The sequence below is a fragment of the Sulfitobacter sp. 1A12157 genome (genome assembly GCF_043557345.1).
Taxonomy (GTDB): domain Bacteria; phylum Pseudomonadota; class Alphaproteobacteria; order Rhodobacterales; family Rhodobacteraceae; genus Sulfitobacter.
This window is the reverse complement of the sequence record NZ_JBIFFV010000001.1, coordinates 258458-285434: the sequence shown is the minus strand read 5'-3', so window position 1 is coordinate 285434 and position 26977 is coordinate 258458. Positions and strand designations below refer to the sequence as shown.

Below are 26977 nucleotides of genomic sequence, written 5' to 3'. Positions count from 1 at the left end.
GGTTCATCCTGTTTCTGGGCGAAAACCTGCCAATCAGGGTTTCGTCGGTCGCGCGTTTGCCGTTATTGTGATTGGTGTCGAACAGATAACAGACGCCCGCAAGAGAGCAACCCGCCCGAGGTTGCCCGGTCGGGGTCTGTGGACGTGTTGAGGTCAAGGACGGCTGGAGGCTGGACAGATGGGAATGATGAAGACATGTGGTCTTGCACTTGGGGCGCTCGCCCTTGTGGCAAGCGGCGCTGTGGCGCAGGAGCAGAGCACCAACCGGGTGGCTGCCAAGACCGACTGGAGCGTCTTTGTAGAAGATAACCCGACAGAATGCTGGGGCGTCTCGACGCCGAAGGAAGTGGTCAACACGCGCGACGGGCGTGTGGTGGCGGTGAACCGGGGCCAGACGTTGCTGATGGTGTTTTACCGACCTTCGGCTGAGGCCAAGGGTCAGGTCGCTTTCACCGGCGGCTATCCTTTCGCTTCGGGCTCGACCGTGACAATGGACATTTCGGGCAGCAGCTACGAGCTGTTCACCGAAGGCGAATGGGCATGGCCCGCGACGACGGCGGATGATGCCAAGATCATCGCCGCGATGAAGCGTGGCGCGGATGCGACGCTGACTGGTCGCTCCTCGCGCGGGACGCAGACCAAGGACACATTCTCGCTTCTGGGCTTCACCGCAGCGGTGGAAGATGCGGAGAAGCGCTGCGGGGGATGAGCCTCTGCGATTTGAGAGTTTGGGACGGCCTCGCGATTGCGGGGCCGTTTTTGTTTGGGGCGAACGTGCCACCCGGGCCCGGGACAAGCCGTAGGCGCCGGCCATCGCCTGCCCGCCCGTCACGCCAGAGGCGTGTCAGACCATGCTGGGCGCACCTTCGGTGCGACCGGGTAGGCGATTTGGTGAGGCTGGGAGCGACTTCGCGGGCGCACATCATGGTTGAGGCATAAAGTGGTATCGAAAATATGTTGGTTCGCCAACCCGCGGGCAGGAGATGGCCCTTGCACGAAGAAGCCGCGGCTTCCTTTCGGGAGCCGCGGCTAAGGATACGTCGTATATTTCGGCGTCAGGCCGCGCGCGACAGCGGCGCCGCCACCTCTTCCTCGATAAACGCACCGTGCAGCGCCTTGATCACCGGTTGCAGGCTCTCCCGTTCGACGATGAACTGCACGTCCACGTTGCGCGGCCCTTGGCTCGCGCCGATCGCCGTCTCGCCAGCCTCAGCGATGGCCACGAGGCCCCGTTGCAGCACCGACAAGCCATTCAGATCGCGCCCGATGACCGAGGCCATGGACAGTGTGCGGGTGGTGATCTCGGCGGCGGGGTAAATCGCGGCCAGATCCTTCTCTACCCGGCGCATCGTCTTCAGAGACGCGTCCAGATAATGGGTGATCGTATTGGCGTTCGAGACCTTCGAGACGATCCGCACATTGTGCCGCGTCAGCACGTCGAGGATCGCGGTGTCATAGCCTTTCACGCCGACCATGTCCTGCTCGAACAGCTCGAGGGTGACGATGTCGAGACCGGTGACGATCTCAACCGCGGGCGCTTCGGCCTGACGGTCATCGATCAGCGTGCCGGGGTCTTCGGGCTCGAAGGCATTGGTCACGCGCAGCGGCACGTCGGCCTGGCGCAGGGTCTTGGCCGCCTTGGGGTGGATCGCCTCCATCCCCATGTTCGAGAGCTGGTCTGCCACGTCGTAATTGGTGCGGCCAATTTTCTTGACGGCATGCTCGCCCACGAGTTTCGGGTCGCAGGACGACAGGTGGAATTCCTTGTGGATGATCGCCTCGCGCGCAGCCGTCAGGGCGGCGAGCTTGGAGAAGGTCACCTCGGAATAGCCGCGGTCGAATTCGCGCATCAGACCTTCGGCGCATTGCGCATAGCCGGTGACGATGGGCATTTCCGTCTGCGGGTCGATCCCCTCCATCGCCTGCGCGATGCGCTCGTCGAGCGTCACATTGCCCTCGTCGCGCCAACCTGAGAGGTCGACGAACCGGGCATTCACGCCAGCGCGCTGCAGCAGGATCGTGGTGACGAAGGCGGAATGCGCCTCGCCCAGACCGGAGAGCAACTCGCGAATTTGCAACATATGCTCCGACAGGCGGAAGTGGCCGTAGGCGCAGAGGCGCTGCAGGTCGATCAGGCAGTTACGGGCACCATGGGTGCGCTCGGACACGAAGGCGTCGGCCTGTTCGATGTCACCGGGATGCTCCAGCACCTCACGGTGCACGCGCTGCATCTCGGCTGAAACACGGGTCAGCGCCTCGTGCCAGCCGTGATCGTTGCTGGCGTTGGCCAGGTGGGCGTAAACGCCCGGCTCACCTGATTTCTTATGCTCCAGCAACAGGTTCGTGATCCCGCCGAAGGCGGAGACCACGAAGACGCGCCCATAGATGTCCGCGCCCTTACGGTCACCGACAAAGAGCGTGTCTTTGAGTTGGTTCACGCGGGACATGGACGTCCCGCCGATTTTTTCGACAGTGTGGGACGGTTGAGTCATAAAACTTAAGCGACCTCCTCGGCAGGCGCATAGGAACCATCTTCGCGGTGCACTTCGTTGCCGGTGACCGGCGGGTTGAAGCAGCACGCCATGTGTAGTTCTTCCTCTGCGCGCAGGGTGTGTTTGTCGTTCAGGTTCAGGGCGTACATGACGCCGGGGGTGATCTCATGCGTCTCGCCGGTGGCGAGATCGGTGATCGAGCCTTTGCCCTTCATGCAATAGACGCTCTCGAAGTGATGCTTGTAGTGAAACGTGTGCTCCGACCCGGCCTCAAGCACGGTGATGTGGAAGGAAAACCCCATCCCGTCATCGGCCAGAAGCATCCGTGTAGAGGTCCATTTCGCATCCGCCACGTGACGGTCTGTGCCCTGAAGTTTGTTAAAATCGCGTACAATCATCGGTATTACTCCGCTGCCAGTTTCATGTTGCCCGTCACATCGCGGGTCGCTTGCAGAAGGATATCAAAGCCTTCGCGCATAACCTTCTCCGGCGTGGTGAGCGGGGCAAGATATTTTACGATCTCGTCGTTTGCGCCCGATGTTTCGATCACGAGGCCCAATTCATAGGCACGCGCGCAGATCGCACCGGCCAGCTCGCCCGAGCCGACGTCGACGCCCTGCATCAGGCCGCGGCCTTTCAGCGTGGCGCCGTCGACCAGATCGGCCACATCTTTAAGCGCGGTGGTCAGCAGCACGGCTTTTTCGGCCAGCGACTTTTCAAACTTGTCATCGGACCAGAATTTCTCAATCGCAACGCGGGCGGTGACGAAGGCATGGGTGTTGCCGCGGAAAGTGCCGTTATGCTCGGCGGGCTTCCAGATGTCATGCTCAGGCGCGATCAGCAGGGCCGCGAAAGGCAGGCCGAAGCCGGAAAGCGATTTCGCCTGGGTGATCATGTCAGGCTTGATGCCGGATGCCTCGAAAGAGAAGAAGCTCCCCGACCGGCCGCAGCCCGCCTGAATGTCGTCGACGATCAGCAGCGCGCCATGTTTGCGGGCGATCTTTTCGATGCCCTGCATCCATGCGTCGGAGGCCGCGTTCAACCCGCCTTCGCCTTGGATCGGCTCAAAGATAAAGGCCGCGGGCGCGTCGATGCCCGAGGAGGGGTTCGACAGCATTGCGTCGATCATCTCAAGCGTGTCCACGTTCTCGCCCAAGGCGCCTTCGAAAGGCATGTGGGTGACATCGGCCAGCGAGCCGCCGCCCGCGCCGCCGCGCTTGCCTTTGTTGCCGGTCAGCGCCAGCGCGCCCATGGTCATGCCGTGAAAGCCGTTGGTGAAGGAGATCACATTGGTCCGGCCCGTCACCTTGCGCGCCAGCTTGATCGCGGCTTCGACGGCATTGGTGCCGGTCGGGCCGGTCATCATGACCTTATAGTCCATGTCGCGCGGCTTGAGAATTTTCTCCTCATAGGCTTCGAGGAAGGCCGCCTTGGTCTCGCTATGGAAGTCAAGGCCGTGGGCGATGCCATCAGCGGTGATATGTTCCACCAGTGCCTGCTTCATGTCCGGGTCGTTGTGCCCGTAGTTCAACGAAGAGCAGCCGGCGAGAAAGTCGATGTAGCGGTTGCCTTCGCCATCGAACATTTCCGAGCCGCTGGCGCGGGTGAAAACGGCGTTCATGCCACGGCAGTAGGAGCGGGCTTCGCTCTCGCGGCGGGTAAAGATGGTCGTGTTCTGCGCCATGTCCTTAGGCATAGGAATTCCTTTCTCTTCAAGAGAGTCTGTCGTGTGAATTGTCAGCTGCGGTTTACGCGGCGCGTTTCAGCGCGGCGGCCTCGGGCAGCGTGATCGTCACCATATGTTCGGTGTCATGCGCGCCCTCGAAATGGGCGTCTTTGGTAAAGTGGGGCGCATCGGACAGATCGCCGCCGATGTGGTTCGCAAAGCTGCGGAACAGCCCCCAAGAGGCGTCGTTGTCGCGGGTGATCGTGGTTTTGAGGGTCTTGGCGTCCTCGGTCTCATCGCGGTTCACCAGTTCCATCAGCATGGTTTTGCCCAGACCAAGGCCGCGGGCCTTGGGGCTGACGGCGACCTGCCAGACAAAGAAGGCGTCTTGTGCAGGGATCATATGGCCGGAGATCCAGCCCACGATATCACCATCCAATTCGGCCACGACGCAGGTGTCGCGGAAGTGGTCGGCTTGGATCAGGTTCGCATAAAGCGAGTTTTCGTCGAGCGGCTTACAGTCGCGAATCAACCGCCAGATGGCGGCTCCGTCCTCGGCATTGGGCTTGCGCAGCTTGGGTGTGCGGGCTTTTTTCATGTCGAGTTTATTCTGCATCCGTTCGTGGCTCCCTGATTGTTTCGATAGGCTAAATAAGTCATGCGCGGTAATACTTCAACAATCAAAGAAAATTACTTCAAAATGCGCTTATAGCGTGCTTTAAGCGCCATAGAACTGTGCATAATTGTTTCGTTTTCCGAACGAAATTAGGCGGCTTCGCTTAGCTATACTAAGCGATCAGGCGGGTTTTGAGCGATTGCTGAGAATGCTGCCAATGTGCAATGATGCACCATGACGCAGAAACATCCCGACCGGGTCGACGAAAGTCTGATCGCTTTGCGCCGCATTTTGCGGGCCACGGAACTCTATGCCCGCGATCTGGCGCAGGCCGCGGGGGTAACCCCCGCGCAGCTGCGCGTTTTGCAGATCGTGGGAGAGAAGAAAGACCCGACGGCCAAGACCCTCGCCAATCAGATGGGGGTGAGCCAAGCCACCGTGACCGCCTTGGTCGACAAGCTGGTGGCGCGCAGCTTGGTCTCGCGCCAGCCTTCGGCGCAGGACCGTCGGCAGACCAACATCACCTTGACCACCCAAGGCGAGGATGTGCTGGAAGAAGCCCCCGATGCGCTGCAACAGCGCTACGTCCGCGCCTTTGCGGATCTCGCCGATTGGGAGCAGGCGCAGCTGGTGTCGTCGTTGGAGCGTGTGGCGGCAATGCTGAACGTGGACAGTCTGGATGCCGCGCCGGTTCTCGCGACGGGGGAGTTGCGGACAAGCAAGAAGACCTATTGAGGGCGGTCCCAGACCTCGGCGGCCAAACCCTTTTGCAAATCGCGCCTTTTCTTATATAGAGACCCATCCCTAGCCAGTGAGTCTTTGAAATGTCCGCTTCCGCGCCCATCACCCAAGACGTGATGACCCTTCCCCGTAAGCTGCCCGAAGGGCCGATCAACCTTGTCGGCCTGACCCGCGACGCCATGCGCGACGCGCTGATCGCCCATGGCACGCCCGAGAAACAAGCGAAGATGCGTGTGGGGCAGATTTGGCAATGGATTTATCAGTGGGGGGTGCGGGATTTCGATGCGATGACCAACCTCGCCAAGGGCTACCGTGCTCAATTGGCTGAGAAATTCGTGATCGAAGTGCCGGAGGTGGTGACCCGCGCGGTCAGCGAAGACGGCACCCGCAAGTACCTTGTGCGCATCGCGGGCGGCCATGAGGTCGAGGTGGTCTATATCCCCGAAGAGGGGCGCGGCACGCTTTGTGTCTCCAGCCAAGTGGGCTGCACGCTCACCTGTTCTTTCTGCCACACCGGCACCCAGAAGCTGGTCCGCAACCTCACGGCGGGCGAGATCATCGGTCAGGTCATGGTGGCGCGTGACGATCTGGGCGAATGGCCCGAAATCGGCGCGCCGAAAGATGAAACCCGGCTTTTGAGCAATATCGTGCTGATGGGCATGGGCGAGCCGCTGTATAATTTCGAAAACGTGCGGGACGCGATGAAGATCGCGATGGACCCCGAGGGCATCCAGCTTTCGCGCCGCCGCATCACGCTGTCGACCTCCGGCGTCGTGCCCGAGATTCACCGCACCGCCGCCGAGATCGGCTGCCAGCTGGCCGTCTCCTTCCACGCCACCACCGACGAGGTGCGCAACAAGCTGGTGCCGATCAACAAGCGCTGGAACATCGAGGCGCTGCTGGAGGCGCTGAAGGCCTATCCCAAGGTCAGCAACTCCGAGCGGATCACCTTTGAATACGTGATGCTGAAGGACGTGAACGACAGCGACGAAGACGCGCATCGTCTGGTCAAGCTGATCGAGGGCATCCCGGCCAAGATCAACCTCATTCCCTTCAACGAATGGCCCGGCTCACCCTATGAGCGGTCGTCGAACAACCGCATCCGGGCTTTTGCCAACATCATCTATCAGGCCGGCTATGCCTCGCCCATTCGCACCCCCCGGGGCGAGGACATCATGGCGGCCTGCGGCCAGTTGAAATCTGCGACCGAGCGCGCGCGCAAGTCGCGCAAGCAGATCGAGGCCGAGGCGGGGATGGGCGGTTAAGCCAGCCCCGCGCGGTCCCGTGCCAGCGCTTCTGCAGTGACACCCTCGGCGGCGATGTCGCCGGGGATTTCCTCTCCCCGCACCAATGCCGCCGCCGCGCGTGCCAGCGCCGGGGCGGTCTGGATGCCGTAGCCGCCTTGACCGGCGAGCCAAAAGAAACCCTCTCCCTCGGGATCGAACCCCGCCACCGGATCGCCATCGGGAAGGAAACTGCGCAGCCCGGCCCAGCGGCTTTCGATGCGCGGGCGCTCGATGTCGAAGGCGGTTTCGATCCGGTCGATGCAGATCGCGATGTCCAACTCCTCGGGCTGGGCGTCGCAGGGCGGTGAGGGCGTGGCATCGGCAGGGGAGATCAGCAGCTTGCCCGCATCGGCCTTGAGGTAGAACTGCTCGTCAATATCCACCACCATCGGCCAACGGTCCGGCACCATGCCCTCGGGCGGGGCCACCGTCAGCGCCGTGCGGCGTTTCGGGGTGAGGCCCGCAGGCTTTAACCCGGCCAGTGTGGCGATCTCATCCGCCCAAGCCCCGGCGGCATTGACGATCACCGGCGCGTGGAAGGTGCCTTGGTTCGTGTCGACCTGCCAGTCACCCTCTTTGCGAAGCGCCTGCACCTCGGCCTTGGTGTGCAAAACGCCGCCCGCTGCGCGGAAAGTCTTGAGGTAGTGCTGATGCAGCCCGTTCACGTCGATATCCGCCGCCGAAGCGTCGCGCAGCCCGCCGGTGGCATAGCCTTTGCGCAGCAGCGGCACGAGGGTCTCGACCTGGGCCCCGCTCAGCGGGGTGACATGGGCGCCCAACGCCTCGGCACTGCGGGCAAGCGACGCCTGCTGGTCCTGCCGCGCGACGAAGACCGCGCTGCGGGGTTCCAGCAGCGGATGCGCCAGATGCGGGCTTTCGGGGTCGTGAAAGAAGGCGGCAGAGGCGCGGGAGAGGGCGCGGATCACCTCCGGCCCATAGGTCACCGTAAACAGCGCGGCAGAGCGGCCCGTGGTGTGATAGCCCGGCTGGCTTTCGCGCTCCAGCAGCAGCACCCGGCGGTCGCTGGACAGTTCGGCGGCGACAGAAGCGCCCGCGATGCCCGCACCGATGACGATGCAATCGAAACTTGTCGTAGAATTATCCATAACCTGCCCTCTCTGCGCGGAGGCTAGCACCGCCCGCGGCGGGGCAAAAGGGCCGAAGCACGGTCAGTCTTTGCCCCTGCGGGCAATCGGATAAATCCGCCATATTGTTGCAATTGCATGAAGTTTCCGTCCGACGCGGCAAAGCCGTTGACCGAACGCCCCGCCCGGCGCAGTCTGTCACAAAGGGCGCAATCGGTGAGGCCGAACGCGCCCCGACCCACAGGAGTGCTGCCCCATGTCCGAACTGACCCTTTCCAGAACCCTTCCCGCGCTGACGCTGGCCTTTGGCCTGATGGCCTCGGCCTCTGCTGCCGCCGAGCTTGTCATCGGCATGCAGCAGGAGCCCACATCGCTCGATCCCACGGCGGATGCGACCGCCTCCATCGACAGCATGATGACGCAAAACGTCTTCGAATCGCTGACCACCGTGGCCGAGAATGGCGAGGTGCAGCCGAACCTCGCAACCTCTTGGGAGGTCTCTGAGGACGGGCTGACCTATACCTTCATGCTCGCCGAAGGCGTGACCTTCCACGACGGCAGCACGCTGGATGCCGAGGATGTGGTCTATTCCTTCGACCGCGCCATGAGCGAAGACAGCGTGAACCCCTCGAAGGATATTTTCGAGCCGATCGAGAGCGTCAAGACGGTCGACCCGCAGACCGTCGAGATCACGCTCAAGGCCAAGGACGCCTTCTTCCTGTTCAACATGGGGCAGGGCGACAGCGCCATCGTGGCCGCCGAGAGTGCCGGGACCAACAACGCCAACCCGGTGGGCTCCGGCCCCTTCAAGTTCGACAGCTGGACCCGGGGCGACCGGCTGACGCTGGTCAAGAACCCCGATCACCGCGATGCAGCTGACGTGGCGCTCGACAAGGTGGTGTTCCGCTTCATCTCAGACCCCGCGGCCGCCACCGCGGCGATGATGGCCGAGGAACTCGACGCCTTCCCCGGCTTCCCCGCGCCGGAACTGCTGCCGCAGTTCGAGGCCGATCCGCGCTTTAGGGTCAACGTCGGCTCGACCGAGGGCGAAGTGATCCTCGCCATGAACAACGCCAAGCCGCCTTTCGACAATGTCGAGGTGCGCCGCGCCGTGGCCACCGCCATCGACCGCGACGAGATCATTGAGGGCGCGATGTACGGCCAAGCCGTGCCGATCGGCAGCTTCTACCCGCCGCATGGCACCGCCTATGTCGACCTGACGGATGCCTATCCGCATGACAGCGCCAAGGCCGAGGAGATGTTCGAAGCCGCCGGGGTGGCCGGCACGACGATGACCCTACGCGTCCCGCCGTTCCCTTACGCCACCCGCTCGGCCGAGATCATCCAGAACCAGCTTGCCGAGGCCGGGATCGACGCCAAGGTCGAGAATGTCGAATGGGGCTTCTGGATCGATGAGGTCTACAAGCAGAAGAACTACGACATGACGATCATCGCCCACACCAGCCCCAACGACATGGGCAATTTCGCCCGCGGTCCGGATTATTTCTACGGCTACGACAATGCGGAGATGACCGCGCTGTGGGAGAAGATCCAGACCGAGGTCGATCCCGACGCGCGCAACGAACTGCTGAAACAGGGCCAGCAGATGTTGTCCGACCAATCGGTGCATGGCTTCCTGTTCCAGCTGCCTCTCTTGGGCGTCTTCCGGCAGGAGGTCGAAGGTTACTGGTCCTCCTCGCCCGTCCTTTACATGCCGCTGAAGAATGTGCGCATCGCCAACTGACCTGAAACGGCCGCGGCGCCCCCGGTGCCGCGGCCTTTGGACCTGACTTCGTGGCCTATTTCCTTTTCCGCCGCACGCTCGGTTTCGTGCTGACCCTGCTCGCGGTCTCACTCGTGGTCTTTGCCGTGATGAACGTGCTGCCGGGCGATCCGGCGCTGACCATCCTCGGCATGGATGCCAGCGAGGACGCACTGGCGGCGTTGCGCGAGCAGCTGGGGCTCAACGAGCCGGTGGTGACGCGCTACCTTGCGTGGGTCTGGAACGCGCTACAGGGGGATTTCGGGACGAGCCATTCCTTCCGCGTGCCGGTTTCGGAACTCATCGCCGAACGCCTGCCTATGACGATCTCGCTCGCCGTGGCGGGAATGCTCTTGACGCTGGTGCTGGCGCTGAGCCTCGGCATCACGGCGGCGGCGCAGCATGGCCGGGCGGGCGACTGGGGGGTGATGTTCCTCAGCCAGCTTGGCATCGCGGTGCCCGCCTTCTGGTTGTCGATCCTGCTGGTCATGCTCTTTGCCGTGAAACTGCGCTGGCTGCCGCCGGGGGGCTTTGCGGGCTGGGACGATCCGGGCGCGGCCCTGCGCTCGCTCATCCTGCCCACGGTGGCGCTGGCGCTGGTGCAATCGGCGGTGCTGGCGCGGGTCACGCGCTCTTCGGCGCTGGAGGTGATGCGGCAGGACTTCGTGCGCACCGCACGCGCCAGCGGCCTCTCGCGGCGCCGGGTGCTTTGGGCCCATGTACTGCCCAATGCGCTGGTGCCCATCGTGACCATTGTCGGCATGCAGTTCGCCGCATTGGTCACCGGGACCATCGTGATCGAGAATGTCTTTTACCTGCCCGGTCTGGGGCGGCTGATCTTCCAATCCATCGCCAACCGTGACCTGCCCACGGTGCAGGCGCTGGTGATGCTCTTTGCCGCCATCGTGGTGACGGCGAATTTCGTGGTTGATCTGCTTTACGTCGTGATCGACCCCCGACTGAAGGCCCGGGCATGAAGCGGCTTCCGGCGAATTTCCTGCTGGGTGCGATGCTGGTCAGCCTCGTTGTCGGGGTGGCGGCGCTGTCGCTGGTCTGGACCCCGCATGACCCGCAGGCAATGTCGATCTCCACCAAGTTCGCGCCACCATCGGAGACGCACTGGCTCGGCACCGACCAGCTTGGGCGAGACGTGGTCGCGCAGCTTATGGCGGCGGCGCGGAACTCGATGACCGTGGCGCTGGTGGCGGTGCTCTTGGGCGGCAGCATCGGGGTGGGGCTCGGGCTTCTGGCCTCGGCGCTTGGCGGCTGGGTCGAGGATGCGGTGATGCGGCTTGCGGATCTGGGCTTCGCCTTCCCGGCGCTTTTGTTCGCGATCATGCTCGCGGCGGTCTTCGGGCCTTCGCTGACCAACGCGGTGCTGGCAATCTCCTTCATCAACATCCCCATTTTCGCCCGCGTCACCCGCGCCTCGGCGAACCAGATCTGGACGCGCGACTACGTCGCCGCTGCCCGCGCCGCCGGGCGCGGGCGTTTCGGCATCAGCCGCGATCACATCCTGCCCAATATCGCCACGGCGGTGATCGTGCAGGCGACCATTGAGTTTGCCGTGGCGATCCTCGCCGAGGCGGCGCTGAGCTACCTCGGCCTCGGCGCGCAGCCGCCCGCGTCGAGCTGGGGGCGGATGCTGTCGGAGGCGCAGACGCTGATGTACCTCGCCCCGCAACTGGCGATCTACCCCGGACTCTGCATCGTGGTGGCGGTGCTGGGCTTTGGCCTTCTGGGCGACGGGCTGCGCGACATCGCCGACCCGCGATTGGTGCGCGCCCGATGATCGAGCTTAGCGATCTTTCGATCCATTTCGGCACGGTCGCCGCCCTGCGCGATGCCAATCTGGTCATCGAGCGCGGCGACCGTTTGGGGGTCGTCGGCGAAAGCGGTTCGGGCAAGACGCTGCTGGCGCTCTGCCTGATGGGCATGGCTCCCGAAAGCGCGCGACTGACCGGGCAGCTGCGGATTGACGGGCAGGACATGGCCGTCGCGTCTGAGCGGGATTGGCAGAGGCTGCGCAGCCGCCGCGTGGCGATGGTGTTTCAAGAACCGATGGCGGCGCTCAACCCATTGCGGCGGGTGGGTGACACGGTGATGGAGCCGATGCTGCTGCACGACGGGCTGACGCGCCGCGCGGCCCGCGCCCGCACGTTGAGCCTGTTCGAAGAGGTGGGCATTCCCGACCCCGACCGTCGCCTGCGGCAGTTCCCGCATGAAATGTCGGGCGGCCAGCGCCAGCGGGTGCTGATCGCGCTGGCGCTGGCCTGCAACCCGATGCTGCTGATCGCGGATGAGCCGACAACCGCGCTTGACGCCAATGTGGCGCTGCGGATCACCGACCTGCTGCAACGGCTCGCGCGGGAGCGGCAAATGGCGCTGGTATTCATCAGCCACGACCTTGCCGCCGTGGCGCGGGCGACCGAAGATATCGCGGTGATGTATGCGGGCGATATGGTCGAGCAGGGCCGCACGGCAGAGGTGCTGGGCACGCCTGCGCATCCCTATACCAAGGGGCTTTTAGCCGCGCGGCCCGATGCGGGCGTGGCGGGGCGGGATGCGCAAGGGAGACGGCGCAGGCTGCCGACCATTCCGGGCGCGGTCCCGCCGCTGCATGGGCTGCCGCAGGGCTGCCGTTTCGCAGGGCGCTGCCCGGTGGAACTGCCCCATTGCGCAACGCAGCGTCCGGCCTTCGTGCAGAGCGACGTGGGGCGTGCCGCCTGCCATCTGCTGACGGAGCAGCGCCATGACTGACGCGCCGCTTCTAGAGGTCCGCAACCTGACCCGCCGCTACAAACTGCCGCGCCAAAGCCTGCTGCGTGCGCCGCCGGTGCTGACCGCCTTGGAAAACGCGTCCTTTTCGCTGCAGGCGGGTGAGACCTTGGGCGTGGTTGGGGAAAGCGGCTCGGGCAAATCCACTCTGGCGCGGCTGATCATGGCGTTCGAGCGTCCCGACGCGGGCGCGGTGCTGTTTCGGGGGCGTGACCTGCATGGGCTCGGGGGGCAAGAACTGCGCAGCCTGCGGCGCGATTTTCAGATGGTGTTCCAAGACCCTTTCGGCTCGCTCAACCCGCGCCGCCGCGTCGGCTGGTCCATCGCCGAGCCGCTGCGCGCCAATGGCGAGACCGAGAATCTCCCCCGCCGCATCGCCGAAGCCTTGGAGCAGGTCGGGCTGCATGCCGCCGATGCGGGCAAATATCCGCATGAGTTCTCGGGCGGGCAGCGCCAGCGCATCGCCATCGCGCGGGCCATCGTCACGCGGCCCGCTTTGTTGGTCGCGGATGAGGCGGTCTCGGCCCTCGATGTCTCGGTGCAGGCGCAAATTCTCAACCTTCTGATGGACCTGCAGGATGATCTGGGCCTCGGCATGGTCTTTATCAGCCATGACCTTGCCGTGGTCGGATCGATCTGCGACCGGGTGCTGGTGCTGCAGCATGGCAAGACCTTGGAAAGCGGTGCGGCGGCAGATGTGTTGCGCAGCCCCGAGCACCCTTATACGAAAACCCTGCTGACAGCCGCAGGAGTACGCCCATGACCCGTTTCGTCCACCTGACCGACCTGCATATCTCGCATCCCGATCTGAACGACCCGCATCTGCACAGCGACACGCCCGCCACCCTGCGCCGCGTGGTGGAGGTGATCAACGCGATGGAGCCCCAGCCCGATTTCGTGGTCGCCAGCGGCGATTTGACCAACCACGGCGACCAGCAAAGCTATGCCCTTGTGCGCGAGATCATGGAACCGCTGAAAGCGCCGCTGGTGATGGCCCTCGGCAACCATGACAAACGCGACGGGTTCAACGCGGTCTTTGCGCCGGGGCTGGCCGATGCGCCCTATTTCCACGATGCGCGGCAGGGCGATTTGCATGTCATCACCTTGGACAGCAGCGTGCCGGGCAAGGTGGCCGGGGCGCTGGACGACGCGCAGTTCGAGTTTCTGGAAGCCGCGCTTGAGCGTCATGGCGATCTGGCGAAACTCTTGGTGATCCACCACCCGCCGCGCATTGATCCCGCCACCCTCGCATGGGGCAGTCTGGACGGGGCGAGCAGTGCGCGTTTGGCCGAGACGCTGAAGGGGCAGCGCGTGGCGGGCATCCTCTCGGGCCATGTTCATGTGAACAGGGTGAGCCACTGGCACGGCATTCCGGTGGTGATCTCCAACGGGCTGCATTCCACCATCGACCTGACCGAAACCCGCGACCTGCGTATCGTGGAGGGCACTGGAATCGGCCTTTGCGAATGGCATCCCAGCGGGTTGAGCGTTTCTTTTGCCCCGCTTGACCCGACGGCGCGTGAAGTGGCGCGGATCGACCGGGCGCAACTAAAATCCTTTGAGTAGAATGACATCCGCCGCCGCTGACCAGAGCCGCGCGCCCTGCGCCGCGGTGAAGTAAAAAAATTATTGTTGACCCTCAACCTTTTTGATTTCACACAGCGAGACATGAAAAGGCTATGCCCGGCATGAGATCGGGCCGCTGTTCACAGGGAGGGTGAATTTGCTGACTGCCAATGGCGACAGTGTATCGACGCTTGGCGCGCGTATGCGTAAGCAACGTCATCGTTTGTCCCTGACTCTACAGCAGTTGGGCGAAGCCTCTGGCGTGTCGGTCGGGTATCTCAGCCAGGTCGAGCGGGGCCGGGCCACGCCTTCGCTGGGCACCCTGTCGCAGATCGCCGTGGCGCTTCAGGTCGATGTCAGCTTTTTCATCCATACGCCAAAGACCCAAGACAGCCTGACCCGTGCCGCCGAGCGGCCGCGCTTTGCCGTCTCGGGCTCATCCATCGAATATGAGAAGATCGGCGCGGATTTTCCGGGCCATGAACTGTCTTCCTACATCATGAACGTGCCGCCGGGCTACGCCTCGGAAGAGGTTGTCCATGAGGGCGAAGAGGTGATCTATATCCTTGAGGGGGAGATCGCGCAGGTCGTCGATGGGGGGGAGCATATCATGCGGCCCGGCGACAGCCTGCATTACCTCGGCAGCAGCCCGCATTCGTGGTCCAACAAGACCGACAGGCCCGCCCGCGTGCTTTGGGTGGGGCGGATGCAATACGAACAGGCCGCTGGCCCCAATAGAATACGTCCGAATGAAGGGGCAGTTGCTACCGCATTCGCGTCGTCTCGCCCGTAAGGGCGTATCACCTGCGGCGGATACCCCGCTGCCAAGAAACAAACCAACCAGGAGAGAGAATATTATGTCTTTTACAACGAAATTGGCCACCGGTGCCATGCTGGCGGCCCTTGGGGCCTCGGCGGTATCGGCCCAATCGCTGGTCTATTGCTCCGAAGGCTCGCCCGAGGGTTTTGACCCCGCGCTGTACACAGCCGGCACCACATTCGACGCCTCCAGCCACCCGATCTACAACCGTCTGGCCGAGTTCAAAGTCGGCACGACCGAAGTCGTGCCCGCGCTGGCCGAAAGCTGGGAAGTCAGCGAAGACGGCATGACCGTGACCTTCAAGCTGCGCAAAGGCGTGAAATTTCACGCCAACGACCAGTTCACGCCGACACGCGATTTCAACGCCGACGACGTGATCTTCAGCTTTGACCGTCAGGGCAACGAAGAGAACCCCTATCACACCGTCTCGGGCGGCACATGGGAATACTACGGCGGCATGTCGATGCCCGATCTGATCGAAAGCATCGAGAAGGTCGACGACTACACCGTGGCCTTCAACCTGACCCGTCCCGAAGCGCCCTTCATCGCGAATATGGCGATGGACTTTGCTTCGATCGTGTCCAAGGAATATGCCGACGCGATGATGGAAGCGGGCACGCCTGAAATGGTGAACCAAGCGCCCATCGGCACCGGCCCGTTCAAGTTCCAAGCCTACCAGAAAGACGCGGTCATCCGTTATCTGCGCAACGATGACTACTGGGGCGATGCGGCCAAGGTCGAAAGCCTGATCTTCGCGATCACGCCCGACGCCTCCGTGCGCTACCAGAAGGTGCAGGCGGGTGAGTGCCACGTCATGGCATATCCGAACCCGGCCGATGTTCAGGCGATGAAAGACGCCGAAGACATCGTCGTGATGGAGCAGGAAGGTCTGAACGTGGGCTATCTGGCCTATAACACGCAGGTCGCGCCCTTCGACAATGCCAAGGTCCGCAAGGCCCTGAACATGGCGATCGACAAACAGGCGATCATCGACGTGGTGTTCCAAGGCTCCGGCGAAATCGCCAAGAACCCGCTGCCGCCGACCATGTGGTCCTACAACGACGCCATCGAAGACGACAACTATGACCCCGAGGCCGCCAAGGCGATGCTCGAGGAAGAAGGCGTCAGCGATCTGTCGATGAAGATCTGGGCGATGCCGGTGCAGCGTCCCTACAACCCCAACGCCCGCCGTATGGCAGAGCTGATGCAAGAGGACTTCTCCAAGGTTGGTGTCGATGTCGAAATCGTCTCCTACGAATGGGGTGAGTACCTTGAGCGTTCCAAGTCCAAGGACCGTGACGGCGCGGTGCTGCTGGGTTGGACCGGCGACAACGGCGACCCAGACAACTTCCTCGCGGTTCTGCTGGGCTGTGACGGTGTCGAGAAATCCAACCGCGCCCAGTGGTGCAACGAGGAATTCGACGCGCTGATCCAGAAAGCCAAGGTTCTGCCGACCCAAGAAGAGCGCGCGCCGCTTTACGAAGAAGCGCAGGAAATCTTCAAGGATCAAGCGCCTTGGGCCACCATCGCGCATTCGGTCGTCTACATGACCATGCGCCCCGAAGTTGAAAACTATGTCGTGCACCCGCTGGGTGGCCACATCTTCAACCAAGTTGGCCTGAAGCAGTAACCCTGCCGCTTTGACCAAAGGGGGCGGCATCATGTGCCGTCCCCATTTTATTAACCTCGCCAGCCCGAAAGCCAGCCCATGTCTCCTTCGTTGAATGATCGCCTGTCGGCCTATGCCGATATCGCCGCCGACCTATCGGTCGATGCCGTGGCGCTGGTGCCCGGCCCGAATTTCACCCGCGCCGTCGACCATGCCTTCATGAGCCACGAACGCCCCTTCGTTCTGGTGATCCCCGCCCGCGGCCCCGCCGCCGCCTTGGTGCCGAACCTTGAGTTGGGCAGTTGGGAACTGATCGGTTTCGACGGGGCCGTTTTCGATTGGCGCGACCAGACGGGCTATGACGATGCCTTTGCCGCGCTGATGCAACATTTGAACATCACCTCGCTCGCCGTCGAAGGCCAAGTGATGCGCGTCTTCGTGCATCACGCGCTGAAGAAAGCGCAGCCCGACCTGCGGATCATCGACGCCGAGCGCGAAATCTCCGCCCCCCGCATGATCAAGACCGAGGCCGAGGTCGCGGCGCTGCAAAAGGCCATCGACATTTCCGAACGCGCCCTGCGCGCCACGCTGGACTCCGTCAAGCTCGGCCAGACCGAGAAAGAGATCGAACAGAAGCTTGTGCAGATGGTCTTCGCTGAAGGGGCCGATGATCTGTCATTCGCTCCCATCGTCGCCGCCGGTGACGGCTCGGCCCGCCCCCATGCCAAGGCGCGTGAGGATTACCACGTCAAAGCGGGCGATGCGCTGCTGATCGACTTCGGCGCGCGCAAGGACGGCTTTGCCGCCGACATCACCCGCACCGTTTTCCTCGGCCATGTCAGCGACGAGGGGCGCGCGGTCTATGACACCGTGCTGCGCGCCAACCTTGCCGGGCTGGAGGCGACCCGTGCAGGCGTCACCGCGCATGAGATCGACGACGTGGTAACGGGCGTGCTCGAAGCCTCTCCTTTTGCCGATCGCATCCGCACCAAGACTGGCCACGGCCTTGGCCGCGATGTGCATGAAGCGCCCTATATTATGCGCGGCAACCACATGACTTTACCCGCCGGAACGGTGTACACCAACGAACCCGGCCTCTATGAGATCGGCAACTTTGGCGTACGCATCGAAGATGACGTGCTGATCACCGAAGATGGCTACAAATCCCTGACCAACTTTCCGAAGGAACTGATGGTGCTCCCGTGCTGAAATATGTCTTGTCGCGCCTTGCGACCTTCCTCCCCACCTTTATCGGCGTCACGCTGATATCATTTGCCTTTATCCGTTTGCTGCCCGGCGACCCAATTGTCGTCATGGCCGGTGAGCGCGGCATTTCCCAAGAACGCTATCTCGAACTGCAACAGCAGTTCGGCTTTGACCGGCCGATCTATGTGCAGTTTTGGGATTACTTCACCGGCGTGATTCAGGGGGATTTGGGCACGTCCTTCGTGACCAAACGCCCTGTGTGGGATGAGTTCTTCTCGCTCTTCCCCGCGACGCTGGAGCTGTCGCTCTGTGCGATGATCTTCGCCGTGGCCTTGGGCCTGCCCGCAGGCGTGATCGCTGCGGTGAACCGGGGCAAGTTCTTTGACCGGGCGCTGATGTCCACCGCGCTGGTGGGCTATTCGATGCCGATCTTCTGGTGGGCCTTGCTTCTGATCATCGTCTTTTCCGGCAACTTGGGCTGGACCCCGGTTTCGGGCCGGATCGACCTTCTTTACTATTTCCCCAACGCCACTGGCTTCATGCTGATCGACAGCATCGTCTCGGGGCAGGACGGGGCCTTCCTCTCGGCGCTGCGGCACCTGCTGCTGCCGACCATCGTGCTGGGGACGATCCCGCTGGCGGTGATCGCGCGGCAAACCCGGTCGGCCATGCTCGAAGTCCTGGGCGAGGATTACATCCGTACCGCCCGCGCCAAGGGCATGTCGACGGGCCGGATCAACGGCATCCACGCCCTGCGCAACGCGCTTATCCCCGTCATCACCGTGATCGGCCTGTCGGTCGGCACACTGCTGGCGGGCGCCATCCTGACCGAGACGATCTTTAGCTGGCCGGGCATCGGCAAGTGGATGGTCGACAGCATCTTCCGCCGCGACTACCCGGTGGTGCAGGGTGGCCTTCTGCTCATCGCCGTCATGGTCATGGTCGTGAACCTCACCGTCGACATGCTTTACGGCATCATCAACCCCAAGATCAGGAAACGCTAATGGACGACGCACTCTCTGCCGAAGCCGAAATGGTGCACGACCGCCCCGGCCGCTTGCGCGAATTCTGGTTCTATTTCCGAGAAAACCGCGGGGCCGTGATCGGCCTGTGGATCTTTGCCATCTTCGCCGTGCTGGCGCTCTTCGGCCCATGGATCGCCCCGCATGACGCGACCGAGCAGTTCCGCTCGGCCATCCTGCAACCGCCCGCGTGGCAAGAGGGGGGGACGTGGAAACACGTGCTGGGCACCGATCCTCTGGGCCGGGACATGCTGTCGCGGCTGATCGTCGGCGCGCGCTATTCCTTCTTCGTGGGCATCGTGGTGGTGACCATTGCCGCCTCGGGCGGGATCATCATCGGCCTCATCTCCGGCTTCGCGCCCAAGTGGGTCGACACGATCATCATGCGGATCATGGACATCATCCTCGCTTTCCCGTCGCTCTTGCTGGCGCTGGTGCTGGTGGCGATCCTCGGGCCGAGCCTCACCAATGCGATGATCGCCATCGCCATCGTGCTGCAGCCGCATTACGTCCGCCTGACCCGCGCAAGCGTGATCTCCGAGCGGCAGAAGGACTATGTGACCTCGGCCCGCGTCGTTGGCGCCAGCACGCTGCGGCTGATGGTGGTGACCGTGCTGCCGAACTGCCTTGCGCCGATCATCGTGCAGGCCGCGCTGTCCTTCTCCACCGCGATCCTCGACGCCGCCGCCTTGGGCTTTCTGGGCATGGGCGCACAGCCGCCGACCCCCGAATGGGGCACCATGCTGGCCGAGGCGCGCGAGTTCATCCTGCGCGCATGGTGGGTCGTGACCTTCCCGGGTCTTGCGATCCTCGTCACCGTGCTCGCGATCAACCTCATGGGCGACGGTCTGCGCGACGCCCTCGACCCGAAACTGAAGCGGAGCTGATTGATGTCTCTATTGCGTATCCGCAACCTCTCGGTCGATTTCGCCACCGCGTCGGGCAAGTTCCGCGCCGTGGACAGCGTCGATCAGGATGTCGACACCGGTGAGATTCTCGCCATCGTCGGCGAAAGTGGCTCGGGCAAATCTGTCTCGATGCTGGCGCTGATGGGGCTTCTGCCCTGGACCGCCACCGTGACCGCCGATGAACTGACCTTTGATGGCCACGACCTGCTGACCATGGACAAACGCGCCCGGCGCAAGATTGTTGGCAACGATCTGGCGATGATCTTTCAAGAGCCGATGTCCTCGCTCAACCCCTGTTTCCCGGTGGGCTGGCAGATCAAGGAATCGCTCCGCGTGCATCTGGGCCTAAACCGGGCCGAGCGGCACAAGCGGGCCATCGAGCTGTTTGAGCAGGTCGGCATCCCGGACCCGGAAAAGCGGCTCTCGGTCTTCCCGCACCAGATGTCGGGCGGGATGAACCAGCGCGTGATGATCGCCATGGCGATTGCCTGCAAACCGAAGCTGCTGATCGCGGACGAGCCGACGACGGCGCTCGACGTGACCATTCAGGCGCAGATCCTCGACCTGCTGACCACGCTGCGCGACGAGACCGGCATGGGGCTGGTGCTGATCACCCATGACATGGGCGTGGTGGCCGAAACCGCCGAGCGCGTGAGCGTGCAATATGCAGGCCAGAAGATCGAAGAGCAGCAGGTGCTGCCGCTGTTCCGCGAACCGCATCACCCCTATACGGCGGCGCTGCTGGACGCGCTGCCCGAGCGTGCCACCGAGAAACGCCTGCCGACGATCCCCGGCGTGGTGCCGGGCCAGTTCGACCGGCCAGCGGGCTGCCTGTTCTCGCCGCGCTGCAAGTTCGCCAACGACAAATGCCGCGCCGAGAACCCGCCGCCCTTGGGCGAGGATCTGGGCAAGGCCCGTTGCTTCTATCCGCTCAACACCGATGAAAGGGTCGCGTCATGACTGCCCCCGTAATGACCGCCGACGCGCTGCAGCGTCACTATCAGGTTGGTGGCGGCTTCCTGCGCAAGACCCAGACGCTGAAAGCCGTGGCCGGCCTCGATTTCGAACTGCACCCCGGCAAGACGCTTGCGGTGGTGGGCGAGAGCGGCTGCGGCAAGTCCACACTGGCGCGCATGGTCACGATGATCGAGGAGCCGACCGCAGGCGCGCTCACGCTCGATGGCAAAGCGGTTCGGCCAGAGGACTGGGCCGACCTGCGCCAGCATGTGCAGATCGTGTTCCAAGACCCCTACGGCTCGCTGAACCCGCGCCAGCAGATCGGCACGATCCTGCAGGAACCCTTGGTCATTAACCGCAAGGACATGTCCAAGAAGCAGCGCGAAGAAAAGGCGCGCGAGATGCTGCGCCTCGTCGGTCTGCGGCCCGAGCATTACGACCGCTACCCACATATGTTCTCGGGCGGTCAGCGCCAGCGGATCGCGGTGGCCCGCGCGCTGATGCTCGACCCCAAGGTGCTGGTGCTGGACGAGCCGGTCTCGGCCTTGGATCTGTCGATCCAGTCGGCCATCCTGAACCTGCTGGTCGACCTGCAGGAGAAGATGGATCTGGCCTATCTCTTCATCAGCCATGACCTGTCCGTCGTGCGACACGTGGCCGATGACGTCATCGTCATGTACCTCGGCCGCGCGGTGGAAAAGGGGCCGAAGGACGAGGTCTTCGACAACCCGCGCCATCCCTATACGGCGGCCCTTCTGTCGGCCACGCCCCGCGCCGACCCCGAAGGCGGCAAGGAGCGGATCAAGCTGCAGGGCGAATTGCCCTCCCCGCTGGCGATCCCCGAGGGCTGCCCCTTCGCGCCGCGTTGCTGGAAGGTGCAAGACGTCTGCCGCAAGGAGCGCCCCCCCTTGGAGGGCGCACCGCATCCGGCGGCCTGCTACTTCCCCGTCGACGAATGAGGCGGGCGCGGGTGGTTCAGACCACCTGCGCCACCACGCCGATGCAATCGCCCATTTTGACCAGCCCCGGCACATGCCGGGCGGTCAGAATACCGCTGAGCTGCGCATGGGCGAGGACCGCTGGCTGACCGCTGCGGTCGCTGGGCCAGAGCCGGGCAATCGGCTGGCCTTCGGTCACTGCATCCCCCAGATCGACCAGAGGCTCTAGCAGGGCGTTGGTCTCGCTAAAGGTGAAGCAGCGCCCGTCGGGCATGTCGAGCATCACGCTCTCGGCCACTTCCGGCTCCCCTTGCAGAATGCCCGCATGGATCAGCAGGTTGCGCGCACCCTTGCGGGCCACGGCGACGCTTTTGGCGGTCGATGTCCCCGCCCCGCCCAGTTCGGTGGTGACAAAGACCTTTCCCTGCTCCTCGACCTCGGTGTCGAACATGCCGCGGTTGTCGATCTCTAGCATTTTCATGGAGTAGGGCGCGTTGAACGCCGCCATCGCGGCCATACAGGCGGCCTCCTGTTTCTTGTCGGGCAGGATATGCGCCGCTGCGAAGGGCAGGAAATCCAGCGTGCGCCCGCCGGAATGGTAATCGAGCACCAGGTCAGCCAGCGGCACCAGTTCACTGGCGATGTAATGTGCGATCTTTTGGGTCACCGTGCCGTCGGGGCGGCCCGGGAAACAGCGGTTCATGTTGCCGCCGTCGATGGGCGAACAGCGGCGTCCGGCGGTGAAGGCAGGTTGGTTCATCATCGGCAGGAGGATGACGCGGCCCGTGACCTCAGCCGGATCCAGCGTGGCGGCCAGTTCCTGTAGGGCAATCGGGCCTTCGTATTCATCGCCGTGGTTGCCGCCTGTGAGCAGAGCGGTCGGGCCGTGGCCGCCATTGATCACGGTGATGGGGATCATCACCGACCCCCAAGCGCTGTCGTCGCGGCTGTAGGGCAGGCGCAGGAATCCGTGATGCGCGCCGGGTTGGTCGAGCGGGATGGTCGGGGTGATGGGATTGCTGGTCATGCGGAAACAAACAACTTTCGCGGTGTGGTGCAGAAACATTCATGGCCGGTTTCGGTGATGCGGATCGGCTCGGTGATCTCAAGCCCGCCGTCGTCGAGCCAAAGGGCGGGCATGAAATGGAAGGTCATGCCGGGCTCTAGGATCGTCTTGTCGCCACGGCGGAAAGAGATGGTGCGCTCGCCCCAGTCCGGCGGGTAGCTGATGCCGATGGCATAGCCGCAGCGGCTGTCCTTCTCGAATCCCGCCTTGTTCAGCGTGGCGTTAAAGGCGTTGGCGATATCCTCGGCCCGGTTGCCGGGTTTGGCCTGTTCGAGACCTGCGTCAATCGCATCCAGCACGGCGCTTTCCGCGTCGCGGTATTTCTGCGGGACATCGCCAAAGAACAGCGTGCGCGACTGGGGGCATTGGTAGCGCCGATGCGCGCCTGCGATCTCGAAGAAGGTCGCCTCATTGGGCTGCATGGGCCGGTCGTCCCACGTGAGATGCGGGGCGGTGGCGTCCATGCCCGAGGGGGCCATGGGCACGATGGCCGGGTAGTCGCCCCAGAACCCCTGCGCGCCGCGAATGCCGGTGGCATAGATCTCGGCCACCAGATCGTTCTTGCGCATGCCGGGCACGGCGACTTCGAGGATGCGGACGTGCATTTCCTCCACGATGCGGGCGGCGCGTTCCATATATTCGATCTCGCGCTCGGATTTGATCGCGCGTTCCCAGTTCACCAGCGCCGTGGCATCCATGAAGGTAGCTTTGGGCAGCTTGGCTTTCAGCGTGTCATGGGCACGGGCGGAGTAATAGTAGTTGTCCATCTCGACGCCGATGCGCGCCTGCTCCAACCCCATTTCGCTCAAGAGGGCCGAGAGGTCTTCCATCGGGTGTTTTTCGGGGTTCTGGACGTAGGTATCGTCATAGCCGCGAATGCAGTCGTCCTCCATGAAGACCGTCCGCCGGGCACCGAGCGCGTCCATGCCGCGGCCCCACCAGACCGGCTCGCCCTCATGGGTCAGGATCACCGCTTGGTAAACATAGAACGACCAACCGTCATAGCCCGAGAGCCAAGACATGTTCGACGGATCGCTGACGACGATGGCATCGAGATTGCGCGCGGCCATGGTCTTGCGCGTTCGGTCGACCCGGCGCTGGTACTCGCTGTTTGTAAAATTCGCCTCATACGTGGTCATAGGCCAGCCCCTTTCATGTCTGGTTATCCGAATAATGCGATCCGGCCAGAGGGGCCGGGATCACGGAATGATGCCTTGTGCATGGGCGCTTGGCATGTCGCAGTCGAACAGACGGCCATAGCCATCGGGGCGGCCCGAAAGCCCGCCCATCCGTTGCAACGCCCAGCACAGCGCTTGGTTTGAGGTCACGACGGGCTTGCCCAGCCGTGCTTCGATCCGGTCGATCACGTCGACGCCGCGCAGGGAGGTGCAGGAGAGGAAAAATGCCTCTACTTCCGCGCCATCCAGCGAAGCGGCGCCGTTTATGATGCTCTCGTCGTCGATCCGCGCCATGTCGCGGTCGTCTTCCAATGCGAAGGCCCCGTTGCGCATGACCTCTAGCCCCTGATCGTTGAAATAGGTGGCCAGCGGCGCGGCGGTTTCCGGCAGATAGGGGGTCAGCATCGCCACCCGTGTCACGCCGAGCGCGGCAAAGCCTGCGATGGCGGCAGAGGCGGGGGTGATGACGGGCACGCCGGGCAGCCCCTCGCCAATCGCCTCGCGCACTGCCGGGTTGCCGATGGCGACCGAGGCCGAGGTGCAGCAAAAGGCGATGGCCGAGAGCTGGATGCCCGGCACCAAAAGCGCCGCCGTGCGCGCCATATCGGGGGTCATGGCGCGCAGCCGGTCGGGTGTGGTGGGGTTCTCAAAGGCGATCCGGGCCACATGCAGCGCCGCCTGCGCCGGGTCGATCAGCCGCGCGGCGTCGCGTTCAAAGGTCATGTCGGTCGACAGCAGCATCGCCCCCAGTCGCACGGGGTCATCTTCACGCAAACGGCAATCAAGCGTCTCGCTTTGCACAGGGGGTGTCACCTGAATATTCCTTTGACCTAGACGACAAGCACGGGGCATTTCGCGAGCCCCGTAACCTTGTGAGAGACCGATCCCAAGAGATAGCTGTCACCCGTGGCCCCAAGGCCGCGTGAGCCGATGACGATCAGATCGACCTCATGTTTCTTGGCAAATTCCGTCACCGCCCGCGCGGGGCGGCCAGAGCGGACGAAGGCGCGGACATTCTCGACGCCCGCGTCTTTCATCAGTTGCTTGCCATGGGTGATGATCTCGGTCGCATGGGCCTGCATGGCGTCGTCGATATTGCCCGGATCGTTCACCCGCACCATCGACAGCGACGCCTCCAGCATCGAATGATGCCGGTAGATCGTCAGCAGCGTCACCTTTGCCCCGGTCAGCTTGGCCATCTCTGCCGCCTTCATCAGCGCGCGGTCGGCATTCACCGAGCCATCATAGGGGGCGAGGATATGGGTGAACATGACGCTCTCCTCTTATTTCGCAAAGGCCAGATCGCGCAGGAACAGGGCGATCTGCGGGAAGAAGATCAGGGCAACCGAGACGCTCAGCAGCATGATGATGAAGGGCGGGGTGCCGCGGATGACCTCCATATAGGGCCGTTTGAAGACCGCGATGGCGGTGAAGATGTCACAGCCGAAGGGCGGCGTGGCCGAGCCGATGGCGACTTGCAACGTGATGACGGTGCCGACCAGCACCGGGTCAAGGCCGACCGAGTCCACCACCGGGGCAAAGATCGGCACGAAGACGAGGATCACGACGATCGGGTCCACGAACATACAGCCGATGAAGAAGGCGATGGAGATGACGAAAAGCACGCCAATCGGGCCCATGCTGTCGATCCCGATGCCGGTCAGTACCGCTTGCGGGATCTGCGCGAAGGAGATCACCCAAGAAAAGGCCGCGCCCGCGGCGACGAGGATGAAGACCACGGCGGTGATCAACCCGGTCGATTTCGCGGTCTCATAGATGCCGGCAAAGTCGATTTCCCGAAAGACGATCATCTCAAGGAAAATGGCATAGAGCACGCAGGCCGCCGCCGCCTCGGTCGGGGAGAAGACACCGCCGTAGATGCCGCCGATGATGATCGCCGGGAACCCCAGCGGCCAGAGCGCTTGACGCACCGCGCGGGCGCGTTCGCCCCATGTGGCTTTTTCCTCGGTGGGGACGTTGTGGCGGTAGGCGTAGATCACGGAATAGACCGAGAAGAGCGCGAGGATCAGCAGCCCCGGCCCGATGCCCGCGATGAAGAGTTCGGCAATCGACGTGTTGGAGACGACGCCGTAGATGATCATCCCGATGGAGGGCGGGATCAGAAAGGCGATGTCGGAGGAGTTTACGATCAGCGCCAGCACGAAACTGTCCTTGTAGCCCGCTTTGAGCATCCGAGGCCGCAGCGGTGAGCCGACGGCGACCACGGTGGCCTGCGTCGAGCCCGAGACCGCGCCAAACATCGTGCAGGCGGCGGCGGTAGAGACGGCGAGGCCGCCCTTGAGGTGGCCGACGAAAGACATCACCATGTCGATGAGCCGCCCGGCGGACTGGCCCCGTGTCATGATGTCGGCGGCAAAGATGAACATCGGTACGGCAATCAGCGAGGCCGGTCTGACCCCCGCCATCATCTGCTGCACCATCGTCTCAAGCTGGCCGAAACCGCCGAAGAGCGAATAGAAACCGACGAAAGCCCCCACGATCAGCGGGATCATCATAGGAAAGCCGAGCAGCAGCAGAACGACCATGACAGAGAAAATGGTGACGGCCATGGCTCAGACCTCCCGCTCGTTGTCGTCGTAGCCTTCGAGAACGCTGGTCGACAGGTAAATATCTGGTTCGATGATGTTTTTGATCGCGGTCAGCAGGTATTGCAGCCCTGTCATGAAAAAGCCGAAAGGCACCCAGACCAGCGTCCACCACACCGGCACTTGCAGCGCGGGCAGCAGGCGGCCGCGCCCGGCTTGGGTCATGATGTATTGCAATGCGTACCAAGCAAGGCCGAACATGAAGACGGCGGTGACGAAGGCGATAAAGATCATCAGCACTTTGCGCGGGCGCGGGGGCAGGGCGTCGAAAATTGCCGACATGCGGATGTGCCGCCCATGCCGCGCGGCATAGGAGATGCCCGCAAAGGTGATGAGAATGATCAGAACGCTGTTCAGCTCTTCGGAAAAAAAGATTGAGCTTTGGAAGACGAAGCGGCCCACCACATTGGCAATCGTATTGGCGGCCATCAACAAGACACCAGCGGCGAGCATTACGGACTCAAGCCAGCTGATCGCGTTGTCGATCGTGCCCAAAGGGCCGGGGAGGGTGGATTTATAGGTGCCCACGGGGGCGTCATCGGTGCCGGTGGTATCTGTCTGAGATTGCAGTTGCGAACTGTGGTTGTCTTCCGTCACCGGCGTCATCCCGTGAATGGTTCAAATGGATCGCGTCAAAATAAGGTCACCCCCCGGTGATGCCGGAGGGTGAGAAAA

Annotated in this window: 27 protein-coding genes; 16 read left to right on the top strand and 11 right to left on the bottom strand. The window is 63.2% G+C overall.

The window, feature by feature from the left end:
* Positions 1-184: 184 nt before the first annotated feature.
* A complete protein-coding gene (locus ACGYLC_RS01490; protein WP_394398069.1) occupies positions 185-709 on the top strand; it encodes an invasion associated locus B family protein in 525 nt (174 codons plus the stop codon).
* Between the two features lie 346 nt (positions 710-1055).
* On the opposite strand, the gene ACGYLC_RS01485 is transcribed toward ACGYLC_RS01490, so the two are convergent.
* From ACGYLC_RS01485 to ectA, 4 genes are read right to left on the bottom strand one after another with little or no spacing between them, the layout of a single operon-like run.
* Positions 1056-2492 (bottom strand): aspartate kinase, encoded by a 1437-nt coding sequence (locus tag ACGYLC_RS01485; protein ID WP_394421242.1) that lies wholly within the window; start codon positions 2490-2492, stop codon positions 1056-1058.
* Positions 2493-2497: 5 nt separating this feature from the next.
* Complete coding sequence (locus ACGYLC_RS01480; RefSeq protein WP_067261585.1) at positions 2498-2890, bottom strand: ectoine synthase; 393 nt, start codon at positions 2888-2890, stop codon at positions 2498-2500.
* 5 nt (positions 2891-2895) lie between these two features.
* On the bottom strand, positions 2896-4188 hold the full coding sequence (ectB, locus tag ACGYLC_RS01475; RefSeq protein ID WP_394421240.1) for a diaminobutyrate--2-oxoglutarate transaminase: 1293 nt from the start codon (positions 4186-4188) through the stop codon (positions 2896-2898).
* Positions 4189-4240: 52 nt separating this feature from the next.
* Entirely contained in the window at positions 4241-4774 is a 534-nt protein-coding gene (ectA, locus tag ACGYLC_RS01470; protein ID WP_067261582.1) for a diaminobutyrate acetyltransferase, read from the bottom strand.
* Between the two features lie 234 nt (positions 4775-5008).
* Here ectA and ACGYLC_RS01465 point away from each other — a divergent pair, with 234 nt between their 5' ends.
* Together ACGYLC_RS01465 and rlmN are read left to right on the top strand one after the other, a co-directional pair.
* The gene (locus ACGYLC_RS01465; protein WP_271688566.1) at positions 5009-5509 is read left to right on the top strand and encodes a MarR family winged helix-turn-helix transcriptional regulator; all 501 of its coding nucleotides are present in this window, start codon (positions 5009-5011) and stop codon (positions 5507-5509) included.
* Positions 5510-5598: 89 nt separating this feature from the next.
* The gene (gene rlmN, locus ACGYLC_RS01460; protein WP_394421238.1) at positions 5599-6780 is read left to right on the top strand and encodes a 23S rRNA (adenine(2503)-C(2))-methyltransferase RlmN; all 1182 of its coding nucleotides are present in this window, start codon (positions 5599-5601) and stop codon (positions 6778-6780) included.
* On the opposite strand, the gene ACGYLC_RS01455 is transcribed toward rlmN, so the two are convergent.
* The gene (locus ACGYLC_RS01455) at positions 6777-7907 is read right to left on the bottom strand and encodes an NAD(P)/FAD-dependent oxidoreductase (RefSeq protein WP_394421236.1); all 1131 of its coding nucleotides are present in this window, start codon (positions 7905-7907) and stop codon (positions 6777-6779) included. The two genes, rlmN and ACGYLC_RS01455, sit on opposite strands and share 4 nt — an antisense overlap.
* Before the next feature lie 235 nt (positions 7908-8142).
* Here ACGYLC_RS01455 and ACGYLC_RS01450 point away from each other — a divergent pair, with 235 nt between their 5' ends.
* The 13 genes from ACGYLC_RS01450 to ACGYLC_RS01390 all read left to right on the top strand — a co-directional run bounded on the left by ACGYLC_RS01450 (position 8143) and on the right by ACGYLC_RS01390 (position 21473).
* Entirely contained in the window at positions 8143-9630 is a 1488-nt protein-coding gene (locus ACGYLC_RS01450; RefSeq protein ID WP_394421235.1) for an ABC transporter substrate-binding protein, read from the top strand.
* Positions 9631-9680: 50 nt separating this feature from the next.
* On the top strand, positions 9681-10625 hold the full coding sequence (locus tag ACGYLC_RS01445) for an ABC transporter permease (protein ID WP_394421233.1): 945 nt from the start codon (positions 9681-9683) through the stop codon (positions 10623-10625).
* Positions 10622-11440 carry an ABC transporter permease gene (locus tag ACGYLC_RS01440; RefSeq protein WP_394421231.1) on the top strand — a complete coding sequence of 273 codons (819 nt, stop codon included), beginning with the start codon at positions 10622-10624 and terminating at the stop codon, positions 11438-11440. The genes ACGYLC_RS01445 and ACGYLC_RS01440 overlap by 4 nt, the downstream gene beginning before the upstream one ends.
* Positions 11437-12408 carry an ABC transporter ATP-binding protein gene (locus ACGYLC_RS01435; RefSeq protein ID WP_394421230.1) on the top strand — a complete coding sequence of 324 codons (972 nt, stop codon included), beginning with the start codon at positions 11437-11439 and terminating at the stop codon, positions 12406-12408. The genes ACGYLC_RS01440 and ACGYLC_RS01435 overlap by 4 nt, the downstream gene beginning before the upstream one ends.
* A complete protein-coding gene (locus tag ACGYLC_RS01430; protein WP_394421228.1) occupies positions 12401-13189 on the top strand; it encodes an ATP-binding cassette domain-containing protein in 789 nt (262 codons plus the stop codon). The genes ACGYLC_RS01435 and ACGYLC_RS01430 overlap by 8 nt, the downstream gene beginning before the upstream one ends.
* Positions 13186-13992: a metallophosphoesterase family protein gene (locus tag ACGYLC_RS01425; protein ID WP_394421226.1), complete on the top strand. Its 807-nt coding sequence runs from the start codon at positions 13186-13188 to the stop codon at positions 13990-13992. The genes ACGYLC_RS01430 and ACGYLC_RS01425 overlap by 4 nt, the downstream gene beginning before the upstream one ends.
* A gap of 202 nt (positions 13993-14194) precedes the next feature.
* Positions 14195-14785 carry a helix-turn-helix domain-containing protein gene (locus tag ACGYLC_RS01420; RefSeq protein ID WP_394421807.1) on the top strand — a complete coding sequence of 197 codons (591 nt, stop codon included), beginning with the start codon at positions 14195-14197 and terminating at the stop codon, positions 14783-14785.
* Between the two features lie 64 nt (positions 14786-14849).
* Positions 14850-16442, top strand: coding sequence for an ABC transporter substrate-binding protein (locus ACGYLC_RS01415; protein ID WP_394421224.1), 1593 nt, complete (start codon positions 14850-14852; stop codon positions 16440-16442).
* A 78-nt stretch (positions 16443-16520) separates the two neighbouring features.
* Positions 16521-17630, top strand: a complete 1110-nt coding sequence (locus ACGYLC_RS01410) for a M24 family metallopeptidase (RefSeq protein WP_394421222.1) — start codon at positions 16521-16523, stop codon at positions 17628-17630.
* The gene (locus ACGYLC_RS01405) at positions 17624-18631 is read left to right on the top strand and encodes an ABC transporter permease subunit (protein ID WP_394398042.1); all 1008 of its coding nucleotides are present in this window, start codon (positions 17624-17626) and stop codon (positions 18629-18631) included. The genes ACGYLC_RS01410 and ACGYLC_RS01405 overlap by 7 nt, the downstream gene beginning before the upstream one ends.
* Positions 18631-19536 (top strand): ABC transporter permease subunit, encoded by a 906-nt coding sequence (locus tag ACGYLC_RS01400; RefSeq protein ID WP_394421220.1) that lies wholly within the window; start codon positions 18631-18633, stop codon positions 19534-19536. The genes ACGYLC_RS01405 and ACGYLC_RS01400 overlap by 1 nt, the downstream gene beginning before the upstream one ends.
* 3 nt (positions 19537-19539) lie before the next feature.
* Entirely contained in the window at positions 19540-20517 is a 978-nt protein-coding gene (locus tag ACGYLC_RS01395; RefSeq protein ID WP_394421219.1) for an ABC transporter ATP-binding protein, read from the top strand.
* Positions 20514-21473, top strand: a complete 960-nt coding sequence (locus ACGYLC_RS01390; RefSeq protein WP_394398037.1) for an ABC transporter ATP-binding protein — start codon at positions 20514-20516, stop codon at positions 21471-21473. The genes ACGYLC_RS01395 and ACGYLC_RS01390 overlap by 4 nt, the downstream gene beginning before the upstream one ends.
* 16 nt (positions 21474-21489) lie before the next feature.
* Here the strand turns inward: ACGYLC_RS01390 and doeB are convergent, their stop codons facing one another.
* Genes doeB through ACGYLC_RS01360 form a run of 6 tightly spaced genes read right to left on the bottom strand, consistent with a single transcriptional unit; the run spans position 21490 to position 26908 of the window.
* On the bottom strand, positions 21490-22479 hold the full coding sequence (gene doeB, locus ACGYLC_RS01385; RefSeq protein ID WP_394421217.1) for a N(2)-acetyl-L-2,4-diaminobutanoate deacetylase DoeB: 990 nt from the start codon (positions 22477-22479) through the stop codon (positions 21490-21492).
* Positions 22476-23657 carry an ectoine hydrolase DoeA gene (doeA, locus tag ACGYLC_RS01380; protein ID WP_394398033.1) on the bottom strand — a complete coding sequence of 394 codons (1182 nt, stop codon included), beginning with the start codon at positions 23655-23657 and terminating at the stop codon, positions 22476-22478. Before doeA ends, doeB begins: the two co-directional genes overlap by 4 nt.
* A 60-nt stretch (positions 23658-23717) precedes the next feature.
* A complete protein-coding gene (locus tag ACGYLC_RS01375) occupies positions 23718-24509 on the bottom strand; it encodes an ectoine utilization protein EutA (protein ID WP_394421215.1) in 792 nt (263 codons plus the stop codon).
* 17 nt (positions 24510-24526) lie between these two features.
* On the bottom strand, positions 24527-24967 hold the full coding sequence (locus ACGYLC_RS01370) for a universal stress protein (RefSeq protein ID WP_067262549.1): 441 nt from the start codon (positions 24965-24967) through the stop codon (positions 24527-24529).
* Positions 24968-24979: 12 nt separating this feature from the next.
* Entirely contained in the window at positions 24980-26266 is a 1287-nt protein-coding gene (locus ACGYLC_RS01365) for a TRAP transporter large permease (protein ID WP_394398027.1), read from the bottom strand.
* Positions 26267-26269: 3 nt separating this feature from the next.
* On the bottom strand, positions 26270-26908 hold the full coding sequence (locus ACGYLC_RS01360; protein ID WP_197470835.1) for a TRAP transporter small permease: 639 nt from the start codon (positions 26906-26908) through the stop codon (positions 26270-26272).
* Positions 26909-26977: the final 69 nt, after the last annotated feature.

Excerpts from the sequence above, each read along its gene's own strand:
- ACGYLC_RS01490 (WP_394398069.1), top strand. The coding sequence starts at position 185 with ATGATGAAGACATGTGGTCTTGCACTTGGGGCGCTCGCCCTTGTGGCA.
- ACGYLC_RS01485 (WP_394421242.1), bottom strand. The coding sequence starts at position 2,492 with ATGACTCAACCGTCCCACACTGTCGAAAAAATCGGCGGGACGTCCATG.
- ACGYLC_RS01480 (WP_067261585.1), bottom strand. The coding sequence starts at position 2,890 with ATGATTGTACGCGATTTTAACAAACTTCAGGGCACAGACCGTCACGTG.
- ectB (WP_394421240.1), bottom strand. The coding sequence starts at position 4,188 with ATGCCTAAGGACATGGCGCAGAACACGACCATCTTTACCCGCCGCGAG.
- ectA (WP_067261582.1), bottom strand. The coding sequence starts at position 4,774 with ATGCAGAATAAACTCGACATGAAAAAAGCCCGCACACCCAAGCTGCGC.
- ACGYLC_RS01465 (WP_271688566.1), top strand. The coding sequence starts at position 5,009 with ATGACGCAGAAACATCCCGACCGGGTCGACGAAAGTCTGATCGCTTTG.
- rlmN (WP_394421238.1), top strand. The coding sequence starts at position 5,599 with ATGTCCGCTTCCGCGCCCATCACCCAAGACGTGATGACCCTTCCCCGT.
- ACGYLC_RS01455 (WP_394421236.1), bottom strand. The coding sequence starts at position 7,907 with ATGGATAATTCTACGACAAGTTTCGATTGCATCGTCATCGGTGCGGGC.
- ACGYLC_RS01450 (WP_394421235.1), top strand. The coding sequence starts at position 8,143 with ATGTCCGAACTGACCCTTTCCAGAACCCTTCCCGCGCTGACGCTGGCC.
- ACGYLC_RS01440 (WP_394421231.1), top strand. The coding sequence starts at position 10,622 with ATGAAGCGGCTTCCGGCGAATTTCCTGCTGGGTGCGATGCTGGTCAGC.
- ACGYLC_RS01435 (WP_394421230.1), top strand. The coding sequence starts at position 11,437 with ATGATCGAGCTTAGCGATCTTTCGATCCATTTCGGCACGGTCGCCGCC.
- ACGYLC_RS01430 (WP_394421228.1), top strand. The coding sequence starts at position 12,401 with ATGACTGACGCGCCGCTTCTAGAGGTCCGCAACCTGACCCGCCGCTAC.
- ACGYLC_RS01425 (WP_394421226.1), top strand. The coding sequence starts at position 13,186 with ATGACCCGTTTCGTCCACCTGACCGACCTGCATATCTCGCATCCCGAT.
- ACGYLC_RS01420 (WP_394421807.1), top strand. The coding sequence starts at position 14,195 with ATGCGTAAGCAACGTCATCGTTTGTCCCTGACTCTACAGCAGTTGGGC.
- ACGYLC_RS01415 (WP_394421224.1), top strand. The coding sequence starts at position 14,850 with ATGTCTTTTACAACGAAATTGGCCACCGGTGCCATGCTGGCGGCCCTT.
- ACGYLC_RS01410 (WP_394421222.1), top strand. The coding sequence starts at position 16,521 with ATGTCTCCTTCGTTGAATGATCGCCTGTCGGCCTATGCCGATATCGCC.
- ACGYLC_RS01400 (WP_394421220.1), top strand. The coding sequence starts at position 18,631 with ATGGACGACGCACTCTCTGCCGAAGCCGAAATGGTGCACGACCGCCCC.
- ACGYLC_RS01395 (WP_394421219.1), top strand. The coding sequence starts at position 19,540 with ATGTCTCTATTGCGTATCCGCAACCTCTCGGTCGATTTCGCCACCGCG.
- ACGYLC_RS01390 (WP_394398037.1), top strand. The coding sequence starts at position 20,514 with ATGACTGCCCCCGTAATGACCGCCGACGCGCTGCAGCGTCACTATCAG.
- doeB (WP_394421217.1), bottom strand. The coding sequence starts at position 22,479 with ATGACCAGCAATCCCATCACCCCGACCATCCCGCTCGACCAACCCGGC.
- doeA (WP_394398033.1), bottom strand. The coding sequence starts at position 23,657 with ATGACCACGTATGAGGCGAATTTTACAAACAGCGAGTACCAGCGCCGG.
- ACGYLC_RS01370 (WP_067262549.1), bottom strand. The coding sequence starts at position 24,967 with ATGTTCACCCATATCCTCGCCCCCTATGATGGCTCGGTGAATGCCGAC.
- ACGYLC_RS01365 (WP_394398027.1), bottom strand. The coding sequence starts at position 26,266 with ATGGCCGTCACCATTTTCTCTGTCATGGTCGTTCTGCTGCTGCTCGGC.
- ACGYLC_RS01360 (WP_197470835.1), bottom strand. The coding sequence starts at position 26,908 with ATGACGCCGGTGACGGAAGACAACCACAGTTCGCAACTGCAATCTCAG.